The following is an 18,156-nucleotide window of genomic DNA, read 5'->3' on the forward strand; positions in this document are numbered from 1 at the left end:
TTAAGGGAAGGCTAACCAAAATAAGTGTTTCCTTCTTGAGGAATGGTAACCCTAATAGGGTGGAGATCACCAGCCAAAAGTGGAAAACAATCGGACATTGACGTACCGTGATGGACATGGCCGCTACGAAGAAAGAACCGCGCTCTAAGTTCTACGAACTGCTGCAGGCGCAGATTCACAACGAGTTCAACGCCTCCCAGCAGTACATCGCGCTCGCGGTCTGGTTCGACAACGAGGACCTGCCGCAGCTCGCGAAGCACTTCTACAAGCAGTCCGTCGAGGAGCGCAATCACGCGATGGCGCTCGTCCAGTACATGCTCGACCGGGATCACCACGTCGAGATCCCCGGCACCGGCCAGGTGCGCAACGACTTCTCCGCCCCGCTCGAGCTGATCGAGCTCGCCCTGGAGCAGGAGAAGGAGGTCGCCGCCGACATCTCCGCGCTCGCGAAGGCCGCCCGGGCCGAGGAGGACTACATCAGCGAGCAGTTCACCCAGTGGTTCCTCAAGGAGCAGGTCGAGGAGATCTCCCAGATGTCGACGCTCGTCACGGTCGCGCGCCGCGCGGGTGACAACGTCTACGAGATCGAGAAGTTCCTGCACCGCGAGGCCGTCGGCGACGCCGGCGCGGACGCCGGGATGCCCCCGGTCGCGGGTGGCGCGCTGTAACGCTCGAGCACGTCCGGAAGCCCGGTTGTCCCCATTGTGGACAACCGGGCTTCCCCATGTGGATAACTTCAGCGCCGCTCGTAGTGCGCGATGAGCACGCCGGTGGTGGTCGCGACGCTTCCGGTGAGCGTGAACTTGGTCAACGGCGCCGGTCCGTCGAACAGCCGCGCGCCCCGGCCGAGCGTCAACGGGTGGATCAGCAATGTGTAGGTGTCGACCAGTCCGGCGGCGTGCAGCGAGCGCACGAGCGAGACGCTGCCGATGATCGCGAGATTCTTGCCGGGCGAGGCTTTCAGCTCAGCGACAGTCTCCACCGCCGAACCGCGCAGCAGCACCGAGTTCTGCCAGGCGTCGGCGTTGTCGAGGGTGGTGGAGGCGACGTACTTCGTGGCCGCGTTCATGTGCGCGGTGAACACGTTCCCGTCCGTCCGCGGCCCCCACGCGGTGGCGAAGTCTTCCCAGGTGCGCCGGCCGAACACCATGTCGCCAGGCCGGTTCATGCCCTTCCCCATCTCGCGCGCCATGACGTCGTCGCTGTAGCCGTTGCCCCAGCCGCCCAGGTCGAAGCCGTCCTGGGTGTCCTCATCGCTGCGACCGGGGCCTTGCACGACGCCGTCGAGGGTGGTGCTCAGGATGACGCTGATCGAACGCATCGGGGATGTCCTTCCGCTCCCGCGGACCGCGGACCGGCCCGTCACCCGCTACACGAGCGGCGCGGAGCCAAATCGACATCGGCTCGCGGGAATTTTCAGCTGGCGCAGTCCTGCGTCTTCGCCCGGACCTCGATGGCCTGGACCGCCCCGTCCGAGTTCAGCGTGAAGTGGTACGCGCCCTGGTCGCCGGTGGGCGAAACAAGCGCGCTCCCCGACTCGGACGTGCCCGGATAAGTCGACGTGACCTGGTCCTTCGGCGTCCCGTCGCCCACGCCTTCCGGGGTGTGCGCGGCACCGTCGGGCTTCACCGCGACCACGCCGTTGTCCGGCGACACGACTGCTGTCGCGGCGGGAACGCCAGCGCCGCTGACGTCGTAGTACGTGCAGCCAGCCGACTCCTTGACCGCCGTGAGTTTCATGCCCTGGTCCGCGAGCTGCTGCTCGGTCATGCCGAGCTTCACCGCGCCCAGGCCGTCCGCGTTCACCAACGCTCCGGAAGCGGCCTTCGTCGGCGTGGTCTTCGGCGGTGCCGGCTTCGTGTGGTGCGGATGCGCGGGCGGCACCGGCGGTTCGGCCGTACCGTGCTCCGACGGCTCGACCGGCGCTTGGACCTGCGTCGATTCGGCGCTCGAAGGAGGCTCGGGCACCGAAGAGGGCACCGTGGGCTGGGCTGAGGCGACCTGCTGGGCGGTGAAGTCAGTTGCCGCCGGCGGCGTGCGCAACTGGATCACCGCCAGCCCGGCCGACGCGACCGCGAGCACGCACGCCGCCCCGGCCGCGGACGTCAGGACGCGCTGCCTGCGCCGCCGCCGGCGCGCGCCCGCCATGATGACCGACGCGGCGTCCTCGGTGGGTTGGACAGCCAGCCGGTCGTCGGCGAGGAGGGCGCGGAGGCGCTGTTCCAGATCCTCGGACTCGCTCACCCCGCGTCACCTCCTTCCTGGTTCCTCAGTTTCGCCCGCAAGGACGCGATGGCCTTGCTCGCTTGGCTTTTCACCGTCCCCTGGCTGATGTCCAGCGCCTTGGCGATTTCCACTTCGGACAGTCCTTCGTAGTACCGCAACACCATCACCGTGCGCTGCCGCGGCGGGAGGTCGCGCAGCGCCTGCCACAGCGGCTCGTGCTCGAACGGATCCTTCGGCGCGCTCGGGCTGGTCTCCGGCAGGTCCGCGACGAGGTTCTCCCGCCGCGTCCGGCGCCAGCGGCTGACGTGCGCGTTCGCCATCGAACGCCGCACGTAGGCCAGCGGGTCGCCGGTCTTCTGCTGCACGTACGACCAGCGTGCGCCCATCTTTTCGAGCACGGTCTGGACGAGGTCGGCGGCGTCGTGCGGGTTTCCGGTGAGCACGTGGCCGTAGCGGAGCAGGCCGGGCAGGGCCTCGCGCACGAAGTCACCGAAGTCCGCGGTGGTGTTGACGGCTTCCGTCTGCGGCCCGGCCCACGGCGGATCTCCGCTCGCGAGGGGCAACGCGGCTGCTGTCACCGTATCGCCCCCTCCCCGGATGACCGCGTCCAGCGACGGTTCCTCGTCATCCCCACCACGCATGAGCGCCCCCCGGGGTTGTCCCGTCTCCGTCGCTACTTTCCGTAGCTGTGGACAACTGAGGTCAGCGCACGGAAAGCGACTCGGGCAGCTTCAAGGCGCCGCCCGCGTCAGTGGGGAAATCGTGTACCGAGACCACAGCGTTTCGCGGGATCGGGCCGTAGATGTGCGGAAACTGGATTCCGCGCGGGTCCGGCGGCGCGCCGTCCTCCCAGCGGACGGGCGCGTCGACCAGCTTGGGGTCGATTTCCAGCAGCACGAGACCGGGCTGGCCGCGGAAGAGCGCGTTGGCGGGCAGCGCGACGGTGCCCGGGTCCGAGCAGTGGATGAATCCGACGTCTTCGAGCGACGGCGCGCGGTACTCGCCGTCTTCGGGCACCGCGGCCCACTCGTCGCGAGTGCAGATGTGGAGGATCACGCTGGGATCGTCCCATCGACTTACCCACATGTGGACAACTCAGGTCGAGTTGTCCACATGTGGATACATCAGCGAATGGTGAGCTGCCGCCCGATCAGACCGTCGCGGGCACGCCGCTCGGTGGCGTTGAGCGGCTCGGAGTCGAGCGACTTGAGCGCCTCGTCCAGCCGGGCGCCGAGCTGGTCCTTGGGCTCGGCCCACTCCCGGGCGTGCGCCTCGGGGTCGAGGTCCCACACCGGGACGAGCAGGCCGTGCGCGCGGAACGAGCCAGCGTAGCGGGTGCCCTCGCCGAGCCCGAGCGTGCCCGCCGCGGATAGCCGCGCAAGCGCTTGCAGCAGCAGGTTCTCCGGCTCCGGGCGGACCCAGCGCAGGTGCGCCTTCTCGCCGGCGAGCACCCAGTAGGCGCCGGAGCCGAGCCGGTCGGTGGGCATGATCGCGGCGTTGGCGCGCTCGAGGGACACCGCGACGTCGCCGGTCGCGTCCGCGTCCTCGGGCAGCCACCACGCGAAGTCCGTGTGGAGCGCGACCTCCAGCTCCGCACTCGGCACGAGCAGGTCCTGGAGCCGGTTGTGCTCGTCCGGGTCGGTGGGCGAGGTTGTGTCCGGCACCGACAGCACGTCGCCCGGTCCGGCCTCAAGCAGCCAGCGAAGCGCGCGGCCGAGGTCGCGGCTGATGTCGGAGGAGCGTGTCTGCACCTGGAGGCCTAGGAATCGCTCGCCGTCCGAACGCACGAACGCCGCGGCGGCCATGGGCAGCACCGTGCCGAGCGTGACGTCGCCGCCGTCGGCGAGCGTGAGCTTCGCCGTGGCCGACGGGACGAACTCGCGCAACGCGATCAGCTCCGGCTCCGCCGCCAGACCCTCGAACGGCTGCCCGACGAAGACGTCGCGCACCTTCGGCTTGCGGTCCGGCTTGGGACCCTTCTTACGCGCGCCCTTACCCATTTCAGCCTCCTCGGAACTCGATGTCAGACGCTATCGAAGCGACCGGGTGCGCGGGCTCGCGGGTTAGAGTCTGCTCGTGTTCGACCCTCGCGATCCCGCCTTCCTCGCCGACCCGTATCCCGCGTTCGCCGCGCTGCGCGCCGAAGGCGAGGTGCACCAGCACGACGGCCTCGGCATCGCGATCACGGTTTCGCACGCCGCGTCCGCCGCCGTCCTCCGGCACCGCGGACTCGGCCGGATCTGGACCGACGCGCAGCCGCTGGAGCGGTTCGCGTCGTTCAACCTGCTGCACCGCAACTCGTTGCTGGAGAACGAGCCGCCCGCGCACACCCGCCTCCGCCGCGTCATCGCGGGCGAGTTCGGCCGGGGTCACGTGCAGCGGTTGCGGCCGATGGTCGCGGAACTCGCGGAGTCCATGGTGGACACTCTGGCCGCGAAAATCGCCGCCGACGGCAGCGCGGACCTGCTCGAACACCTGGCGCAACCGTTGCCGGTCGCGGTCATCGCGGAGCTGTTGGGCGTCCCGGCCTCGGACGGCTCACAGCTGGTGGCGTGGAGCAACGCCATCGTGAAGATGTACGAGTACGGCCTTTCCGAGGACGGCCGCGACGCCGCCGAGCAAGCCGCGGCCGATTTCGTGAGCTACTTGCGCGACGTCGTGGCTGGCTCCCCACGCGGGATCGTCCGGGACCTGACCGCGAGCGAACTGACCCCTGACGAGGTCGTCGCCACCGCCGTCCTGCTGCTGATGGCCGGCCACGAGGCGACGGTGAACGTGATCGGCAACGGGGTGACCGCGCTGTTGACTCACCGGGCGGAATGGGAGCGACTTAGGTCCGACCCAACGTTGCTGGACTCGGCTGTGGAAGAACTGATCCGCTTCGATTCGCCGTTGCAGTTGTTCGAACGCACGGCGACTGAGGATGTGGAGATCGCCGGTCACCGGGTGGCGAAGGGCGCGAAAATCGGGGCGTTGCTGGGTGCCGCGGCGCGTGACCCGAAGGTGTTCGATGCCCCGGACACCCTGGATATCGGCCGGTCGCCGAACGCGCACCTCGGGTTCGGGATGGGGATCCACTATTGCGTCGGGGCACCGCTGGCCAGGGTGGAGATCGCGGCCGCGTTGACGGCGTTGACCAAGCGGCTTCCGGAGTTGCGGCTGGCCGCGCCGCCGGAGCGTCGGCCGGAGTTCGTGATCCGGGGGCTGCGGAATCTGCCGGTGACTGGCTGAGGGTTCGCTGGCTTGGGGTGGTGAGTGCTGGATAATCGCGAAGGTCTCCGGCGGGTATTTGTCCACAGTGGATGTTCCCGCCGCACCACCGCACCACCGCACCACCGCACCACCGCACCACCGCACCACCGCACCACCGCACCACCGCACCACCGCACCACCGCACCACCGCACCACCGCACCACCGCACCACCGCACCACCGCACCGAAACGCTCACTCAGCAGCGGCCTCAGCGCAAACCCGCGAACGGCACGGCACACCGGGCTCAACATGGCGCACCCGCCGAAACCACCGTCGAGTTCGCGCGGGCAACCGAGCTCCTTCCCCCGAGCGGCGGCCTCAGCGCAACCCCGCGAACAGGTCGTCCTCCAACCCGGCACCGATCTCGACGGGACCGTTCGTGCGGGCGAGGTGGTAGTCCTCCCAAGGCCAGGCCTTCCGCTCAATCTCGCGCGAGTGCGCGAAAAACGGGTGCTCCGGATCCATCTGCGTGGCGTGCGCGCGCAACGCGGCATCCCGGGTCGCGAAGTGGTCTTCGCAGCGGATGCGGGTGGTCACGGTGAGCACGTCGGCCGGCGGCAGTTCTTCCAAGACCGGACCCATCATCGATTCTTGGCCGGCGGCGAGGGTCGCCTCGTGTATCGCTTGGAACCACGATCGGCTGAGGGTGGCCAGGTAGTAGAGCTTGCGCGGGGTGCCGTCGTCGGATTCGGCGAAGGCGGCGGTCGTGACCTCGTGCGTGCGGATGTGGTCGGGGTGTGGATAACCGCCGGTTTCGTCGTAGGTGACCACTACCTGTGGACGAAATTCCCGCATCAAGTCCAGCAACGGCTTTGTCGCTTCGGGCAAGGGGAGCGCGGCGAAGCTTCCAGCGGGAGGAGGTTCCGTCAGGCCTGAGTCCTCGTGGCCCAAGAACGTGTGCCGGATGCCGAGAATCCTTGCTGCGTCAGCCATTTCCCGGCGACGGATCGCGGGCAGATCCCGTCGGACTTCTTCTCGGTCCAAAGTTGGGTTGAGTACATCGCCGCGTTCGCCGCCGGTGCAGGTGGCGACCAGGACGTCGACCCCTTCGGCCGCGTAGCGGGCCAGGGTCGCGGCGCCTTTGCTTGATTCGTCATCCGGATGGGCGTGCACGGCCAGGAGGCGCAGCGTCATGCGCGGGTTCCTTTCGGGAAGAAGAGGGCGGGGATGAAGCTCAGCAGGGAAAGGCCTAGCGCCCAGGTGAACGTGGTACCGAACGCGGCGGCACCAGCCGGTTGCGCATGCAGGACGGCTACCAGCAACGCTGTGCCCAGCGAGCCGCCGATGCGGTTGACGACGTTGATCGCGCTCGCCGCTCGCGGGATTTGGGTGCGTTCCAGCGAGGTGTAGAGCATCGTCATCCCGGGGGTGGCCGTCGCGCCTAGGCCGAACCCACGGATCAGCAGCGAAACTGTCAACAGGGTCGGGCTTGGGGAATCGCCGAGTTGAGTGAAGGCGATCGTGCCCACCAATGACAGCGCGATGCCGGTGAGCATGACTGTTCGCGAGCCGAAGCGGTCCAAAAGTTTTCCGCCTGCGATGAGGACGACGGCTGAGCCTAGAGCTTGTGGCGCTAGCAGGAGCCCGGCGGCGAGGGCGGAGGTGTGCTGGACTTGTTGGTAGTAAAGCGGAAGCAGCAGCATCGAGCTGTACAGCGACGCGCCCAGCAAGAAGGTGCTCGCGCTCGCGACGGTGAAAGCCTTGTGCGCGAACAACTTCAGGTCGAGCAAAGGCGCTTGCGCACGACGGGCGTGCCAGGCGTAGGCGATCAGCAGCACGGCACCGGCGATGGCGAAGGTGTTGGAGCCTTCGCCTAGGCCGTAGCCGAGTGCGCCGAGGCCTGGCGGGAGAAGCAGGAGGCCGCGGACGTCGAGCGGATCGCGCGTGCCAGCGGGGCTCTCGCGAGGAAGCACCCGCACGGCGAGCAGCAAGGTGGCGACGCCGAACGGGACGATGCCGAAGAACAGCCAGCGCCAGCCAAGATCCTGGACGAGCGCGCCGCCGAGCATCGGGCCCAGCACCGGCGCGACGGTCGCGGGCAGCGTCACGACGCCGATCATCCGGCCCAGCCGAGGACCGGCCGCTTGCGCGAAAATCGCCTGGCCGACCGGTTGCATGAGACCGCCGCCGAGGCCGTGCAGCACGCGGAAGGCGATCAACGCCGGTGCTGACCAGGCGAAACCGCACAGCACCGTGCCCAGCGTGAACAGCGCGACGGCCGCGATCCACACCTGACGGCCGCCGAACCGGTCGGCGAGCCAGCCGGACAGCGGGATGGTGAGCGAGGCGGCCAGCAGGTACGCACTGGCGACCCACTGCATGGTCGGCAGCGAACTGTCCAGGTCGCGCGCCATCACGCCGATCCCGACCGACACGATCGTCGCGTCCAGGATCGACAGCACCGCGCCCTGGATCAGCACCCCGCCGAGCCTGCGAAGCCCGGAATCGGAGACCGGAAGCCGCGTAGTCATCGAGCCGAGTCACCCCCTTCATTAGGTCGGACCTGAGATTAGGTCGGACCTAGTGAATAGGTCAAGCACAATTTTAGGTCGGACCTAGTACACTGGCCGGGGTGAGCCTCAGGGAACAGAAGAAGCTGGAGACCCGGCAGACGATCTCGGCGGTGGCGACGCGGCTGTTCATCCGGCGCGGGTTCGATCAGGTGACGATCGCCGAGGTCGCGGAGGCGGCGCGGGTCGCCAAGATGACCGTGACGAATCACTTCAGCCGGAAGGAAGACCTGGTCTTCGACATCCGGGTGGACTTCGTGGACTGGCCCGCGGACCTGGTCCGGGCCAATCCCGAGACGCCGGCGCTGGACGCCGTGCGGGACGGGTTCTTCGCCGAACTGGACAAGACGAGCGCGTTGCTCGGGTTCGCGGACGTGTCCTTCGTGCGGATGGTGCGGCAAAGCGAACGCCTCACGTCCGCGCTTCGGGACATGCACGCCGACCGGGAAAACCAGCTCGTCGCCGCGCTGCTCGACCGGCATCCGGACCGCGAAATGCTGTCGCGGACGGCCGGGGCGCACCTCACGTCAGTGCTGCGGCTTCTTCTCGACGACGTCTGGCAGCTGACCTGGCAGGACGTCAAGGCGGACGACCTGGTGGCGCAGATCCGCGACTCGGCGGCGGTCGCGTTCGGCCAGCTGGAACCGGCGCTCGGCGACCTTTAACGCGCGGCGCCGACCGGCCGCGCGGTCCGCAGCTCCGGCTCCGGCGCGCCCTCGATCTTGAGCACGCGGAGGTCGCGCAGCCGTTCCGGGGCGATCGGCGTCAGCAGATGCGAGAACCGCCGGATCACCAGCGCGGTGACGATCGCGAGCGCGGCCGCGGCGAGGTCGGTGAGCGCGACCAGCAGGACGCTGTCCGCCATCGCCTGCACGCCCGGCCGGATGCGCCAGACGATCGTGACGGCCAGCAGAACCCAGTTCGCGAGCCACGCACCCCACCAGCCGAGCACGAGCCGCGAGGGCTTCGGCCGCACGTCACGGGGACGACGGAGGACGGCGTGCTCCAATTCGCTGACCACGGACAACGCGAGCGGCAGGTTCACGATCGGCACCAGCACGCTCACGAGCACCTGCCAGACCGGCCGCGGCGGCGCTTCCCCGGCTTCGTCGGCGGCGGCTTGCCGGGCGACCAGCAGCCACCAGACCGAGAGACCCGCGGGCAGCAGCGAAAAGATCGTGGTGAGCAGCCCGGCGAGCATGACGAACGCGTCGGAGAACCCGACGACGCCGGTGTTCAGCGCGGAATCGCGGCTTTCGACGAGGAGCGCGTACCGCCAGATCTCCGCCACCGCCGCGATCACCGCGAGGACGGCGAACGTCCAGAGGATCGTCGTGAGGCTCCGCGCGAGCACCGGAATCCGGTCGATCGGCCGGATCTCGCCGGACGCGGTGCCGGGCACGTTCGTCGGACGGCGCCACGTCAGGTTCGGGAAGCCCCATCGCGGCGGGACCGGGTAGGACGGCGGACCGGAGTAGGGCGTCGCGGGCACAGCACGGCGACGGCGGACGGCACTCGGCGGCGGGGAGGCGACCCAGCGCAGTTTGGCCGCCCGCTTCGGCGGGGTCGGCTGCGGCTGCTGCTGAGCCGGCCGATGGATCGCGCCTTGCGGGGCGGCGGTGAACGGGCGGGCGTATCCCGGATGCTGCTGGTACGCCTGCGCCGGGTAGTGCGCGGGGTACTGCGGCGGGTACGGAGTGGCGAACTGCTGGCCGGGATGCGCGGGACCGGCTTGCGGCTGCGCCCAGTGGCCGGGGTACGGAGGCATTCCCGGCTGCGCGTACCCGGCAGCGCCACCGTGCTGGCTGGGATGCGGCTGCACGCCGGATTGCGGTGGCGGGGCAGGCTGGACGAAGCCAGTTGGCCCGGGAGTCATGCCACCGGGCTGGGCCGGATACGGCTGAGCACCGGACTGCTCGCGGCCGGTTGGCCCCGCATCCGGCACCCCAGCCTGAGCGGGATACGACTGCTCGCGGCCAGCCGACCCCGCCTCCACTCCAGCCTGGCCAGCCGAACCAGCCCAGCCGTTACCAGGCCCATTCCCCTGCGGAGCCCCCGACGACCCGGTCTGACCCGCGCCGGAACCAGCCTGCCCGTAAGCCGCCCCCGGAGAGCCGCCAGCGTTGACCGGCGAAGCAGAATCCGGCCGGAAACCGTCCCCAGCGTCCCCTTCGTCGCGGCCGAAGCCCGGCACGAAGGACGCCGGATCCGAGGATTCCGGCGGCTCGGGAACAGACTGGGCAGGCATCCGTCAGAGAACCTCGGGTTCAGCGTCGGGGTGTTCGCTCACCATGCGGCGGCCTTCGCGAGCCCAGGAGCCCATTCCGCCCGCGACGTTGACCGCGTCCCAGCCGCTGGCGTTCAGCCAGGCCGCGGCGCGCGCCGAGCGGCCGCCGGAGCGGCAGATGACGTAGACCGGGTTGTCCTCGGGGAATTCGGCGAGTTCGCCGACTCGGGCGGGCAGTTCGCCGAGCGGGATGTGGACCGCGGCGGGGGCGTGCCCGGCGGCCCACTCGTCGTCCTCGCGGACGTCGAGCAGTGCGACGTCCGCGGGAAGGTCGCGGACTTCGGCGGTCGGAATTTCAGCAGGGCTCACCACAGGTTCCATGCTCCCATGTCATGACGTTGTACGCGTGTGAGGAACGCTAACCGCTACGCCTTGCGGTGCCGTCCCCGGCCGGCGCGCAGCTTCTCGTCGGCCTGGCCGAAGCGGGCGACCGCGCGGTCGCGCATCAGGCCGAGCGGGTCGGGGGCGTGCAGGCGCAGCATGATGTCGTTCACCAGTTCCGGGCGGCCGGACCGGGTCAGCCTGCTCACCACGTAGGTCGCCAGGAACGCCGCGGGCACCGAGATCAGCGCGGGCTGCACGGTGAACCACGGCATCTTGTCTCCGGTGTACTCGCACACGATGTTGTACGCCAGCGCGCCGAGCACCAGCCCGCCGCCGACGACCATCCCGGCCAGCGCGCCCGGCCAGCTGAGCTTGCGCCACCAGATGCCGAGCAGCAGCAGCGGGCTGAACGTCGACGCCGCGAGCGCGAAGGTCATCCCGATCGACAGCGAGATGTCCTCGGTGCGGAAGATCAGCGTGAGCACCATCGGACAGATCGCGACCAGCAGTGTCGCGACCCGGAAGTCCTTGACCCGACCCGGCAGCAGGTCCGTCGACACCACCCCGGCCACGCTCACCAGCAGTCCCGAACAGCTCGACAGGAACGCCGCGAACGCGCCCGCCGCCACCACCGCGGCGAGGATCTGTCCCGGCCAGCCGGGCAACACAGCGGTCGGCAGCAGCAGCACGGCCGCGTCGGTGTTGCCGGTGACCAGCAGTTGCGGCACGTACATCCGCGAGAGCGCGCCCAGCATCGTCGGGAACAGGTAGAACAGCCCGAGCAGCAGCAGCACGTGCACGGTGGTGCGGCGCGCGGCCTTGCCGTCGGGGTTGGTGTAGAAGCGGACCAGCACGTGCGGCAGGCCCATGGTGCCGAGGAACAGCGCGAAAATCAGCGAGTACGTCTGCAGCAGGTCGCTGATGCCGCTCGACGCCGGATGCAGCCACGAGTCGTTCGACGTGGGCGCGTCGCTCACGATCGGCACCGGCGTGCCGGCGGCGAATTCCAGCGTCGTCCCCGAGGACACCTTGTGCGGCACCAGCGGCGACCAGCGCGCCATGCCGCCCGCGGGACCGTCGTCGATGCGGCCGTGTGCGTAGAAGAACGTCTCGGTGGTGACCTTCACGGTGACGTCGGTTTGCACCGTCACCTTGGTGTCCGACGGGAACACCGGCGGCGCGGGCGCACCGAGCGCGCGCACGCCGCCCGGTCCGCCGCCGGCGAAGAAAACCATGCACAGCACGAAAGTCGGCACGGCGATCGCGAACAGCTTGAGCCAGTACTGGAACGCCTGCACCACGGTGATCGCGCGCATCCCGCCCGCCATCACGTTCACCGCGACCAGAACGATGACGAGCAGCGCACCAGCCCACGCGGGTACCGGAACGATCTGCGCGAGCGTCAGCCCCGCGCCCTGCAGCTGCGGGACCATGTAAAGAATTCCGATGAACACCGCGCCCGCGGTCGCGAACCGGCGCAGGCCGATCGAACCGAGCCGGGCCTCCACGAAGTCCGGCAGCGTGTACGCGCCCGAGCGGCGCAGCGGCGCGGCGACGAACAGCATCAGCGCGAGGTATCCGGCGGTGAAGCCGATCGGATACCAGGTCGCGTCGGCGCCCTGCTTGAGCACCATGCCCGCGACGCCCAAGAACGACGCCGCCGACAGGTATTCGCCGGAGATCGCCGCGGCGTTGCGGCTGGAACGCACGGTGCGGCGGGCGACGAGGAAATCGTGCGTGCTGGTGGCACCGCGCGACGAACGGAAGCCAAGGTAGAACGTCGCGAAGGCGACCAGCACCAAGCCGGTCAACGTCCACGGGGTCAGCTGCACGGCGTGAATCCTCGCACGACCACACGGTTTAGCGACGCGCCGCCACCGCGGCGCGCATCCCCCGCGCGGGTCAGTTCTCGATCATGTCGACGAAGTCGCGTTCGTGCCGCTCGGCGAGCCGGTTGTACCAGAGGCCGACGGCGAAGAGGAACGGGAACGGAAGCAGGCCGAGCACGAGCCACGGGATCGGGATGCCGATCACGGTGAACCGCGCGACTGCCGGGAGGAAGTAGAACAGCGCGGGCAGCATCCCGAGCACGACCAGCACGAGCACGGCCAGCCACACCGACGTCCGCAGCTGCACCTTGACCAGGTCGCGGACCAGCAGTTTTCCCCAGCTGGTCTGTTCTTCCAGCTCGACCCGCCCGCGCATCCGCCCGGACGACTGCCGCGAATCGGCGAGCACCACCTTTTCCCGTTTCGGCCGCACGTGCGCGGGTTCGCTGAACCGCGGAGCGGGTTCGGGAGCGGGCGGCACCGGTTCGACCACCGCGCGGTCCTCCGGCCGCACGCCCAGCGTCGGGTCCGGTTTGCGGACTCCGTTCTCGAGCCGGTGGTAAGGGTCTTCGGGCGAGGACATCGACGGCTAGCCGCCCCGGCCGGAACCGACGATGCGGTCCTTCAGCGCCCGGGTGTGCCGCCTGCTGACCGGCAGCACTTTCTCCTCGTTGCCGATCACGACCTGGTAGCCGCCCTGGCCCATCCGCATTTCGGTGATCAGCGGCAGCGCGACCAGGAACGACCGGTGGATCCGCACGAATCCGGCCTTCTCCCAGCGTTCCTCGAGCTGGGCGAGCGGGATCCGGACGAGATGGCTGCCCTCGGTGGTGAACAGCCGCGCGTAGTCGCCCTGGGCCTCGACCCAGCGGACCGACGAACGCGGGATCAGCTTCGTGGTGCCGGCCAGTTCGACCGGGATGACCTCGTCGTCGTTCTTCACCGGCTCGGCGCCGCCCTGGCCGGCGGGCGGGCCCGCGACCGTGGCGAGCTTTTCGCGCACTCGCGCGACCGACCGGTCGAGCCGGTCCTGCTGGAACGGCTTCAGCACGTAATCGACCGCGCCGAGGTCGAACGCGTTCACCGCTTCCTCGGCGTGCCCGGTGACGAACACCAGTACCGGCGACGGGTTCATCGCCGCGATCACGCGCGACATCTCCATCCCGGACAGGCCGGGCATGTCGATGTCGGCGAACACGGCGTCGACCGTCGGCAGGCCGGTTGCCCGCCGGGCAGCCAGTTCCGGGTCGTCGTGCGAGAACAGCCGCAGCGCGTCGGAGGCGTCCGAGGCCTGGAAAACGCGGTGGATGTGCGGGTTGTTCTGGAGTCCGTGGCTGAGTTCGTCCAGCCCGGCCAGCTCGTCGTCCACGGCAAGGACGATGAGTTTCCGGGTGTCGTCGTGAGCACTCACAGTGAGACGCATCCTGCCGATTGCGAGGTGCATTGTCCAGACCCCAGCCGAGAGAGCCGCTTGTGAGTGGCGTACCGGAGTCGCCGCTCACCAGCTGTCACAGCCCGAAACGCGACCAGGCCGCCTTCGTGGTGACCGCGTCCAACAGCGCGCTCGCTGCCGCCGGAGCCCCGATCCCGAGCCGCGCGAGCAGCGGTTTCTTCGGCTCTGCCACGGAAATCTCGGCACCGGGATACCGTTTGGTGACGATCTCGCGCAGCGAGCCGAGCCCGTCGACCAGTCCGAGGTCGACCGCTTTGTGGCCGAGCCAGACATCGCCGGTGAACAAATCGGTGGAATCGGTCAGCCGGTCGCCGCGGCGCTCCTTGACCCATTCCACGAACAGTTCGTGGAGCTGGCTGTGCATGTTCTTCAGCCACTCGACGTCCTCGGGCTTCTCCGGGCTGAACGGGTCGAGCCGCGATTTGTTCGCGCCCGCGGTGTGCAGCCTGCGCTCGATGCCGAAGCGTTCGAGCAGTCCGGTGAACCCGAACCCGCCGCTGATGACGCCGATCGAGCCGACCATGGACGTCCGGTGCGCGTAGATCTCGTCGGCCGCGCAGGCGAGCCAGTATCCGCCGGACGCGGCGACGTCCTCGGCGAAGGCGAGGACGGGCACGCCCTTCTCGTCGGCCAGCTGCCGGATCCGCTCCGCGACCAGGCCGGACTGCGTCGGAGCTCCGCCGGGCGAGTTGATCTGCAGCGCGACGGCCTTGAGCCGGTCGTGCGCGAACGCCCTGGTGAGCGCGGATTCGACGGCACCGAGGTTGATCGCGCCGCGAGCCAGCGGCGACGGCGTCGGCGTGATCACGCCGTGCAGCTTCACGACGGCGACCACGTCCTTGCGGTCGCCCCGGTCGCCGAGCACGGGAAGGCGGGAAGTCAGCTTGTCGGTCACGCTCATCTGCCCAGGCTAACCAGTTCAGTGCGCGGGCAGCATTCCCGAACGCGAGCCGTGCACTCCGTCGGGTTCCGGATCCGGCTCGACCGGTGCGGGCGGCTGCTGCGGAACGTCGGCGGAGTAGTCCGGCATGTTCGGCCGCACGCCGAGCTTGAACTTCGGCACCCGCAACGCGACCTTCATCCCAGCACCCGGCGCGGTTTCGACGGTGAGCGCGTAATCCTCGCCGAACACCTGCCGCATCCGCTGGTTGATGTTGCCGAGCCCGACGTGCGCGCCGGTGCGGTGCGCGTTGCGCAAATCGGTGAGCTGACGCGGATCCATGCCGATGCCGTCGTCCTCGACCGTGATCAGCGCTTCGTGCCCGTCGTCCCGCGCGATCACCGTGACGCAGCCGCCGCTCGGCTTGCTGGCCAGGCCGTGTTTGACGGCGTTTTCGACGAGCGGCTGGATGATCAGGAACGGCACCACGACGCTCAGCACCTCGGGCGCGATCTTCATCCGCACCTCGAGCCGGCCGCCGAAACGAGCGTTTTCGATGGTCAGGTACCGGTCGATGTTGCGCAGTTCCTCGGCGAGCGTGGTGTACATGCCAGACGTGCGGAACGAATAGCGCGTGAAGTCCGCGAAGTCCTGAAGCAGCTCGCGCGCTTCCTCCGGGTCGGTGCGGATCAGGGCGGAGATCGTGTTGAGCGCGTTGTAGACGAAGTGCGGCGAGATTTGCGCGCGCAGGGCTTTGATTTCCGCCTGCTGCAACTGATTGCGCGACTCTTCCAGCCTCGCGAGCTCAAACTGCGTGCAGACGAATTGGCCCACGGCTTCAGCCATCTGCACCAGCTTGCCGCGCGTGCGCCCAACGACGATCAGCGTCGCCTCAGCCTCGCCCTCGACGAGAATGGGAACGATGGCGGCGGTCTTCATCTTGCAAGTGCCACGGTGATTGCACGGCATCTTGTTGTGATCAGCGACGGCGCGACGATGCTTGCGCAACGCGGTCCCGATGTCCTCGACGACGTCCAGATAGTGATCGGTGGCCTCGCCCGCCCAGGACAGCAGCGTGCCTTCACTGTCCGTGATGCCGACGGCGAGACAGTCGAGCACCTCAAGCAGCTCCGCCGTCATCCGGTTGGCGGCCTCCTCGTCGAGCCCCGCCCGGAGGTTGGGCGTGGCCTTGGACATCCGGTGGACGGCCTGCAGAACGGCGTCCTGGATGACGCCCTTGGGCCGACGCGCCCGGAAGGCGAGGGCCAGCACCACGAACACCAGGATGCCGACCAGGACCCACGGGACGACCAGCGCATAGGGGAAGTCGGACACGACGTCCATGCTCTGCGCTCGACCGACCGGGTGCAAGGTCTGCTCCCCACTTTCTGTCCAGTAGCGACGCCGAGAGTGGGCAAACCCTACCGTCACTCCCGGTGAGCGTGAGGATCTTGCGCCGTTCGGGTGGTGGCAGTGGCACTGAGTCGTCGATAAGTGGGGTGAAGGGACCGTTCACGGCTACGGATGGTGAGGATTGAAGGGTCCCTTCATTGCTTTGCTAGTGCGGATGAGGGTTCTTAGGCGGCGCCGCGCTGTGGGCCTTCGCGCGTGCGCAGGAGGAGTGCGCAGAAGGAAACGGCCGTTCGCTTCTCACCACGCTTCCGGCAGGCCAGGCTCCCGACGAGCCCAGCCAGGTCCGTGAGGGGACCCCTGAGGAAATCAGAGTCCGTGAGGGTTCCCCTCACGCCCCCACGCGCCGCGAGAGGAACGCCCCCAAACCGCCGCCGATGCACCCAACGATCGAGGCACCCAGCCCCTCCCCCGCACCCCGATACGAAGCCTCCCTGCGGTCTGGGGGTGCTTGTCAAGGCATCTTTCCCGCCTTGACAAGCACCCCCAGACCGTCAGCACAATCAAGCTTCGGGGTGCCCCACGCAACCCCCACGGCAATGTCGCCGCCAGGCGACGAGCCCACCCGCCACAAGAGACCTACTTCAACAACCGAGACATCCGCCGATCAGCCAACGGCTTCCCCCCAGTCTGACAAGTCGCACAATACTGAAACGACTTATCCGCGAACGAAATCTCCCGAATAGTGTCCCCGCAAACCGGACAAGGAAGCCCAGTCCGAGCATGCACCCGCAGCCCCGACCGCTTCTCCCCCTTCAACCGCGCAGCCTTCTGTCCCACAGACCGCGAAACAGCATCCGTCTCCACCTCGCGAATCGCCTCAGCGAGGACCTCTAACGCACCCTCGTCCAACTTCCCCACCGTCGCATAAGGCGACAGCTTCGCCCGATGCATGATCTCGTCCGAATAAGCATTCCCGATCCCCGCGATCAACGATTGATCAGTCAACGCCCACTTCAGCCGAGTCCCCTTCCCCTGGAACAACTCCCGCAACCGCGAAGCATCAATGGCCAGCGCATCCGGCCCCAGCCGAGCCACGCTCGCCACCTCGGAGGGATCCGCGACGATCCACACCGCCAGCCCCTTTTTGGTCCCGGCCTCAGTCAGGTCAAAGCCAGGCCCGGAAGCGGACTCCAGATGCACCCGCAGCGAGATCGGCCCCTTCCCCGGCTTCAACGGAGCCGGAGCCAACCCGTCCGACCATCGCAGCCACCCGGCGCGCGCCAAATGCACCACCAGGTGCAAGTCGCCGAGGACGACGTCCAGATGCTTCCCGTGCCGCGTCGCGTCGGTGATCTCGCGGCCGTGCAGCTCGGTATACGGCGGCATCGCGGTCTTCAGCACGCTGAGCGACGCGACGTCGAGCCGGAAAACGGTGCTCCCCACGGCGTTCTCGCGCAGGTGATGGGCCAGTGCTTCGACCTCGGGCAACTCGGGCATGGCACCAGTCTCGCGCGCCGGTCCCGTTCCGGCCAGGCCTATTCGACCGGGTGCAGCGGACCGTCGAAGTCCGGCAGCGAATGCTTCTGGATCGTCTTCGAGATCCGCTTCACCTCGCCGGACACGGTGAACATGCCGCGGATCGTGCCGACCCAGCGCTCCGACGGCCGGTCGCCCGCGACGTCGCCCTCGGTCTCGGCGACCACCGTCCACGGACGGCGCAGGATCCACCGCAGCGGGAAGAACAGCACCACCAGCAGCAACGCGAGCAGCACCCACGCGGGCACCTTCACGACATCCGGCGTCCAGACCACCAGCGCGATCACGAGGAACACCATGACCACGATCATCGCGATGCCAGGTCCGTAACTGCCTGCGACGTCGTGCTCGAAATCGTCCGCGGTGGCGGGAGCCCGCCATTCCATCTGGGCACGGACCACCCAATGGCGACCGTCTTCGCCGCGCACCAGCCGGTTCATCCTGTTGCCTCCCGGGCGACGTCGAACTCGGTCAACGTTACCGTGACCGTGCCGTCGAGCGCGAG

The 18,156-nt window shown here is 68.6% G+C and carries 19 protein-coding genes; 3 read left to right on the forward strand and 16 right to left on the reverse strand.

The window, feature by feature from the left end:
- The first annotated feature begins 116 nt into the window (after nt 1–116).
- The gene (locus ABD156_RS31290; RefSeq protein WP_344281950.1) at nt 117–668 is read left to right on the forward strand and encodes a ferritin; all 552 of its coding nucleotides are present in this window, start codon (nt 117–119) and stop codon (nt 666–668) included.
- 68 nt (nt 669–736) lie between these two features.
- Here ABD156_RS31290 and ABD156_RS31295 read toward each other — a convergent pair whose 3' ends face one another.
- The 5 genes from ABD156_RS31295 to ABD156_RS31315 form a co-directional block, all read right to left on the reverse strand.
- On the reverse strand, nt 737–1,321 hold the full coding sequence (locus tag ABD156_RS31295) for a dihydrofolate reductase family protein (RefSeq protein ID WP_344281953.1): 585 nt from the start codon (nt 1,319–1,321) through the stop codon (nt 737–739).
- A gap of 95 nt (nt 1,322–1,416) precedes the next feature.
- Nucleotides 1,417–2,244 (reverse strand): hypothetical protein, encoded by an 828-nt coding sequence (locus ABD156_RS31300; RefSeq protein WP_344281956.1) that lies wholly within the window; start codon nt 2,242–2,244, stop codon nt 1,417–1,419.
- Entirely contained in the window at nt 2,241–2,804 is a 564-nt protein-coding gene (locus ABD156_RS31305; protein ID WP_377925998.1) for a SigE family RNA polymerase sigma factor, read from the reverse strand. The genes ABD156_RS31300 and ABD156_RS31305 overlap by 4 nt, the downstream gene beginning before the upstream one ends.
- Nucleotides 2,805–2,928: 124 nt before the next feature.
- Nucleotides 2,929–3,282: a DUF952 domain-containing protein gene (locus ABD156_RS31310; RefSeq protein WP_344281962.1), complete on the reverse strand. Its 354-nt coding sequence runs from the start codon at nt 3,280–3,282 to the stop codon at nt 2,929–2,931.
- A 68-nt stretch (nt 3,283–3,350) separates the two neighbouring features.
- Nucleotides 3,351–4,226 carry a DUF5926 family protein gene (locus tag ABD156_RS31315; RefSeq protein ID WP_344281965.1) on the reverse strand — a complete coding sequence of 292 codons (876 nt, stop codon included), beginning with the start codon at nt 4,224–4,226 and terminating at the stop codon, nt 3,351–3,353.
- 76 nt (nt 4,227–4,302) lie between these two features.
- On the opposite strand from ABD156_RS31315, the gene ABD156_RS31320 reads away from it, so the two are divergent.
- The gene (locus ABD156_RS31320; protein ID WP_344281968.1) at nt 4,303–5,457 is read left to right on the forward strand and encodes a cytochrome P450; all 1,155 of its coding nucleotides are present in this window, start codon (nt 4,303–4,305) and stop codon (nt 5,455–5,457) included.
- Between the two features lie 340 nt (nt 5,458–5,797).
- Here ABD156_RS31320 and mca read toward each other — a convergent pair whose 3' ends face one another.
- Together mca and ABD156_RS31330 are read right to left on the reverse strand one after the other, a co-directional pair.
- Nucleotides 5,798–6,613 carry a mycothiol conjugate amidase Mca gene (gene mca / locus ABD156_RS31325; RefSeq protein WP_344281971.1) on the reverse strand — a complete coding sequence of 272 codons (816 nt, stop codon included), beginning with the start codon at nt 6,611–6,613 and terminating at the stop codon, nt 5,798–5,800.
- Complete coding sequence (locus ABD156_RS31330) at nt 6,610–7,950, reverse strand: DHA2 family efflux MFS transporter permease subunit (protein WP_344281974.1); 1,341 nt, start codon at nt 7,948–7,950, stop codon at nt 6,610–6,612. Before ABD156_RS31330 ends, mca begins: the two co-directional genes overlap by 4 nt.
- A 101-nt stretch (nt 7,951–8,051) precedes the next feature.
- On the opposite strand from ABD156_RS31330, the gene ABD156_RS31335 reads away from it, so the two are divergent.
- Nucleotides 8,052–8,654 carry a TetR/AcrR family transcriptional regulator gene (locus tag ABD156_RS31335; protein ID WP_344281977.1) on the forward strand — a complete coding sequence of 201 codons (603 nt, stop codon included), beginning with the start codon at nt 8,052–8,054 and terminating at the stop codon, nt 8,652–8,654.
- Here ABD156_RS31335 and ABD156_RS31340 read toward each other — a convergent pair.
- The 9 genes from ABD156_RS31340 to ABD156_RS31380 form a co-directional block, all read right to left on the reverse strand.
- Complete coding sequence (locus tag ABD156_RS31340) at nt 8,651–9,757, reverse strand: DUF4328 domain-containing protein (RefSeq protein WP_344281980.1); 1,107 nt, start codon at nt 9,755–9,757, stop codon at nt 8,651–8,653. The genes ABD156_RS31335 and ABD156_RS31340 overlap by 4 nt on opposite strands.
- Before the next feature lie 483 nt (nt 9,758–10,240).
- Nucleotides 10,241–10,597 (reverse strand): rhodanese-like domain-containing protein, encoded by a 357-nt coding sequence (locus tag ABD156_RS31345; RefSeq protein WP_344281983.1) that lies wholly within the window; start codon nt 10,595–10,597, stop codon nt 10,241–10,243.
- Between the two features lie 44 nt (nt 10,598–10,641).
- On the reverse strand, nt 10,642–12,432 hold the full coding sequence (locus ABD156_RS31350; RefSeq protein WP_344281986.1) for a sodium/solute symporter: 1,791 nt from the start codon (nt 12,430–12,432) through the stop codon (nt 10,642–10,644).
- 70 nt (nt 12,433–12,502) lie between these two features.
- Nucleotides 12,503–13,012: a hypothetical protein gene (locus ABD156_RS31355; protein ID WP_344281989.1), complete on the reverse strand. Its 510-nt coding sequence runs from the start codon at nt 13,010–13,012 to the stop codon at nt 12,503–12,505.
- Nucleotides 13,013–13,018: 6 nt separating this feature from the next.
- A complete protein-coding gene (locus ABD156_RS31360) occupies nt 13,019–13,852 on the reverse strand; it encodes a LytR/AlgR family response regulator transcription factor (RefSeq protein ID WP_344281992.1) in 834 nt (277 codons plus the stop codon).
- Between the two features lie 85 nt (nt 13,853–13,937).
- Entirely contained in the window at nt 13,938–14,783 is an 846-nt protein-coding gene (locus ABD156_RS31365) for a S49 family peptidase (protein ID WP_344281995.1), read from the reverse strand.
- A gap of 18 nt (nt 14,784–14,801) precedes the next feature.
- A complete protein-coding gene (locus ABD156_RS31370) occupies nt 14,802–16,106 on the reverse strand; it encodes a sensor histidine kinase (RefSeq protein WP_344281998.1) in 1,305 nt (434 codons plus the stop codon).
- Between the two features lie 645 nt (nt 16,107–16,751).
- Nucleotides 16,752–17,612 (reverse strand): DNA-formamidopyrimidine glycosylase family protein, encoded by an 861-nt coding sequence (locus tag ABD156_RS31375; protein ID WP_344281999.1) that lies wholly within the window; start codon nt 17,610–17,612, stop codon nt 16,752–16,754.
- Nucleotides 17,613–17,650: 38 nt separating this feature from the next.
- Nucleotides 17,651–18,091: a DUF983 domain-containing protein gene (locus ABD156_RS31380; protein ID WP_067578516.1), complete on the reverse strand. Its 441-nt coding sequence runs from the start codon at nt 18,089–18,091 to the stop codon at nt 17,651–17,653.
- Nucleotides 18,092–18,156 lie beyond the last annotated feature (65 nt).

This window comes from Amycolatopsis albidoflavus, from assembly GCF_039525725.1.
Lineage (GTDB): Bacteria > Actinomycetota > Actinomycetes > Mycobacteriales > Pseudonocardiaceae > Amycolatopsis > Amycolatopsis albidoflava.

Excerpts from the sequence above, each read along its gene's own strand:
- ABD156_RS31290 (WP_344281950.1), top strand. The coding sequence starts at position 117 with ATGGCCGCTACGAAGAAAGAACCGCGCTCTAAGTTCTACGAACTGCTG.
- ABD156_RS31295 (WP_344281953.1), bottom strand. The coding sequence starts at position 1,321 with ATGCGTTCGATCAGCGTCATCCTGAGCACCACCCTCGACGGCGTCGTG.
- ABD156_RS31315 (WP_344281965.1), bottom strand. The coding sequence starts at position 4,226 with ATGGGTAAGGGCGCGCGTAAGAAGGGTCCCAAGCCGGACCGCAAGCCG.
- mca (WP_344281971.1), bottom strand. The coding sequence starts at position 6,613 with ATGACGCTGCGCCTCCTGGCCGTGCACGCCCATCCGGATGACGAATCA.
- ABD156_RS31330 (WP_344281974.1), bottom strand. The coding sequence starts at position 7,950 with ATGACTACGCGGCTTCCGGTCTCCGATTCCGGGCTTCGCAGGCTCGGC.
- ABD156_RS31340 (WP_344281980.1), bottom strand. The coding sequence starts at position 9,757 with ATGCCTCCGTACCCCGGCCACTGGGCGCAGCCGCAAGCCGGTCCCGCG.
- ABD156_RS31345 (WP_344281983.1), bottom strand. The coding sequence starts at position 10,597 with ATGGAACCTGTGGTGAGCCCTGCTGAAATTCCGACCGCCGAAGTCCGC.
- ABD156_RS31355 (WP_344281989.1), bottom strand. The coding sequence starts at position 13,012 with ATGTCCTCGCCCGAAGACCCTTACCACCGGCTCGAGAACGGAGTCCGC.
- ABD156_RS31360 (WP_344281992.1), bottom strand. The coding sequence starts at position 13,852 with ATGCGTCTCACTGTGAGTGCTCACGACGACACCCGGAAACTCATCGTC.
- ABD156_RS31365 (WP_344281995.1), bottom strand. The coding sequence starts at position 14,783 with ATGAGCGTGACCGACAAGCTGACTTCCCGCCTTCCCGTGCTCGGCGAC.
- ABD156_RS31370 (WP_344281998.1), bottom strand. The coding sequence starts at position 16,106 with ATGGACGTCGTGTCCGACTTCCCCTATGCGCTGGTCGTCCCGTGGGTC.
- ABD156_RS31375 (WP_344281999.1), bottom strand. The coding sequence starts at position 17,612 with ATGCCCGAGTTGCCCGAGGTCGAAGCACTGGCCCATCACCTGCGCGAG.
- ABD156_RS31380 (WP_067578516.1), bottom strand. The coding sequence starts at position 18,091 with ATGAACCGGCTGGTGCGCGGCGAAGACGGTCGCCATTGGGTGGTCCGT.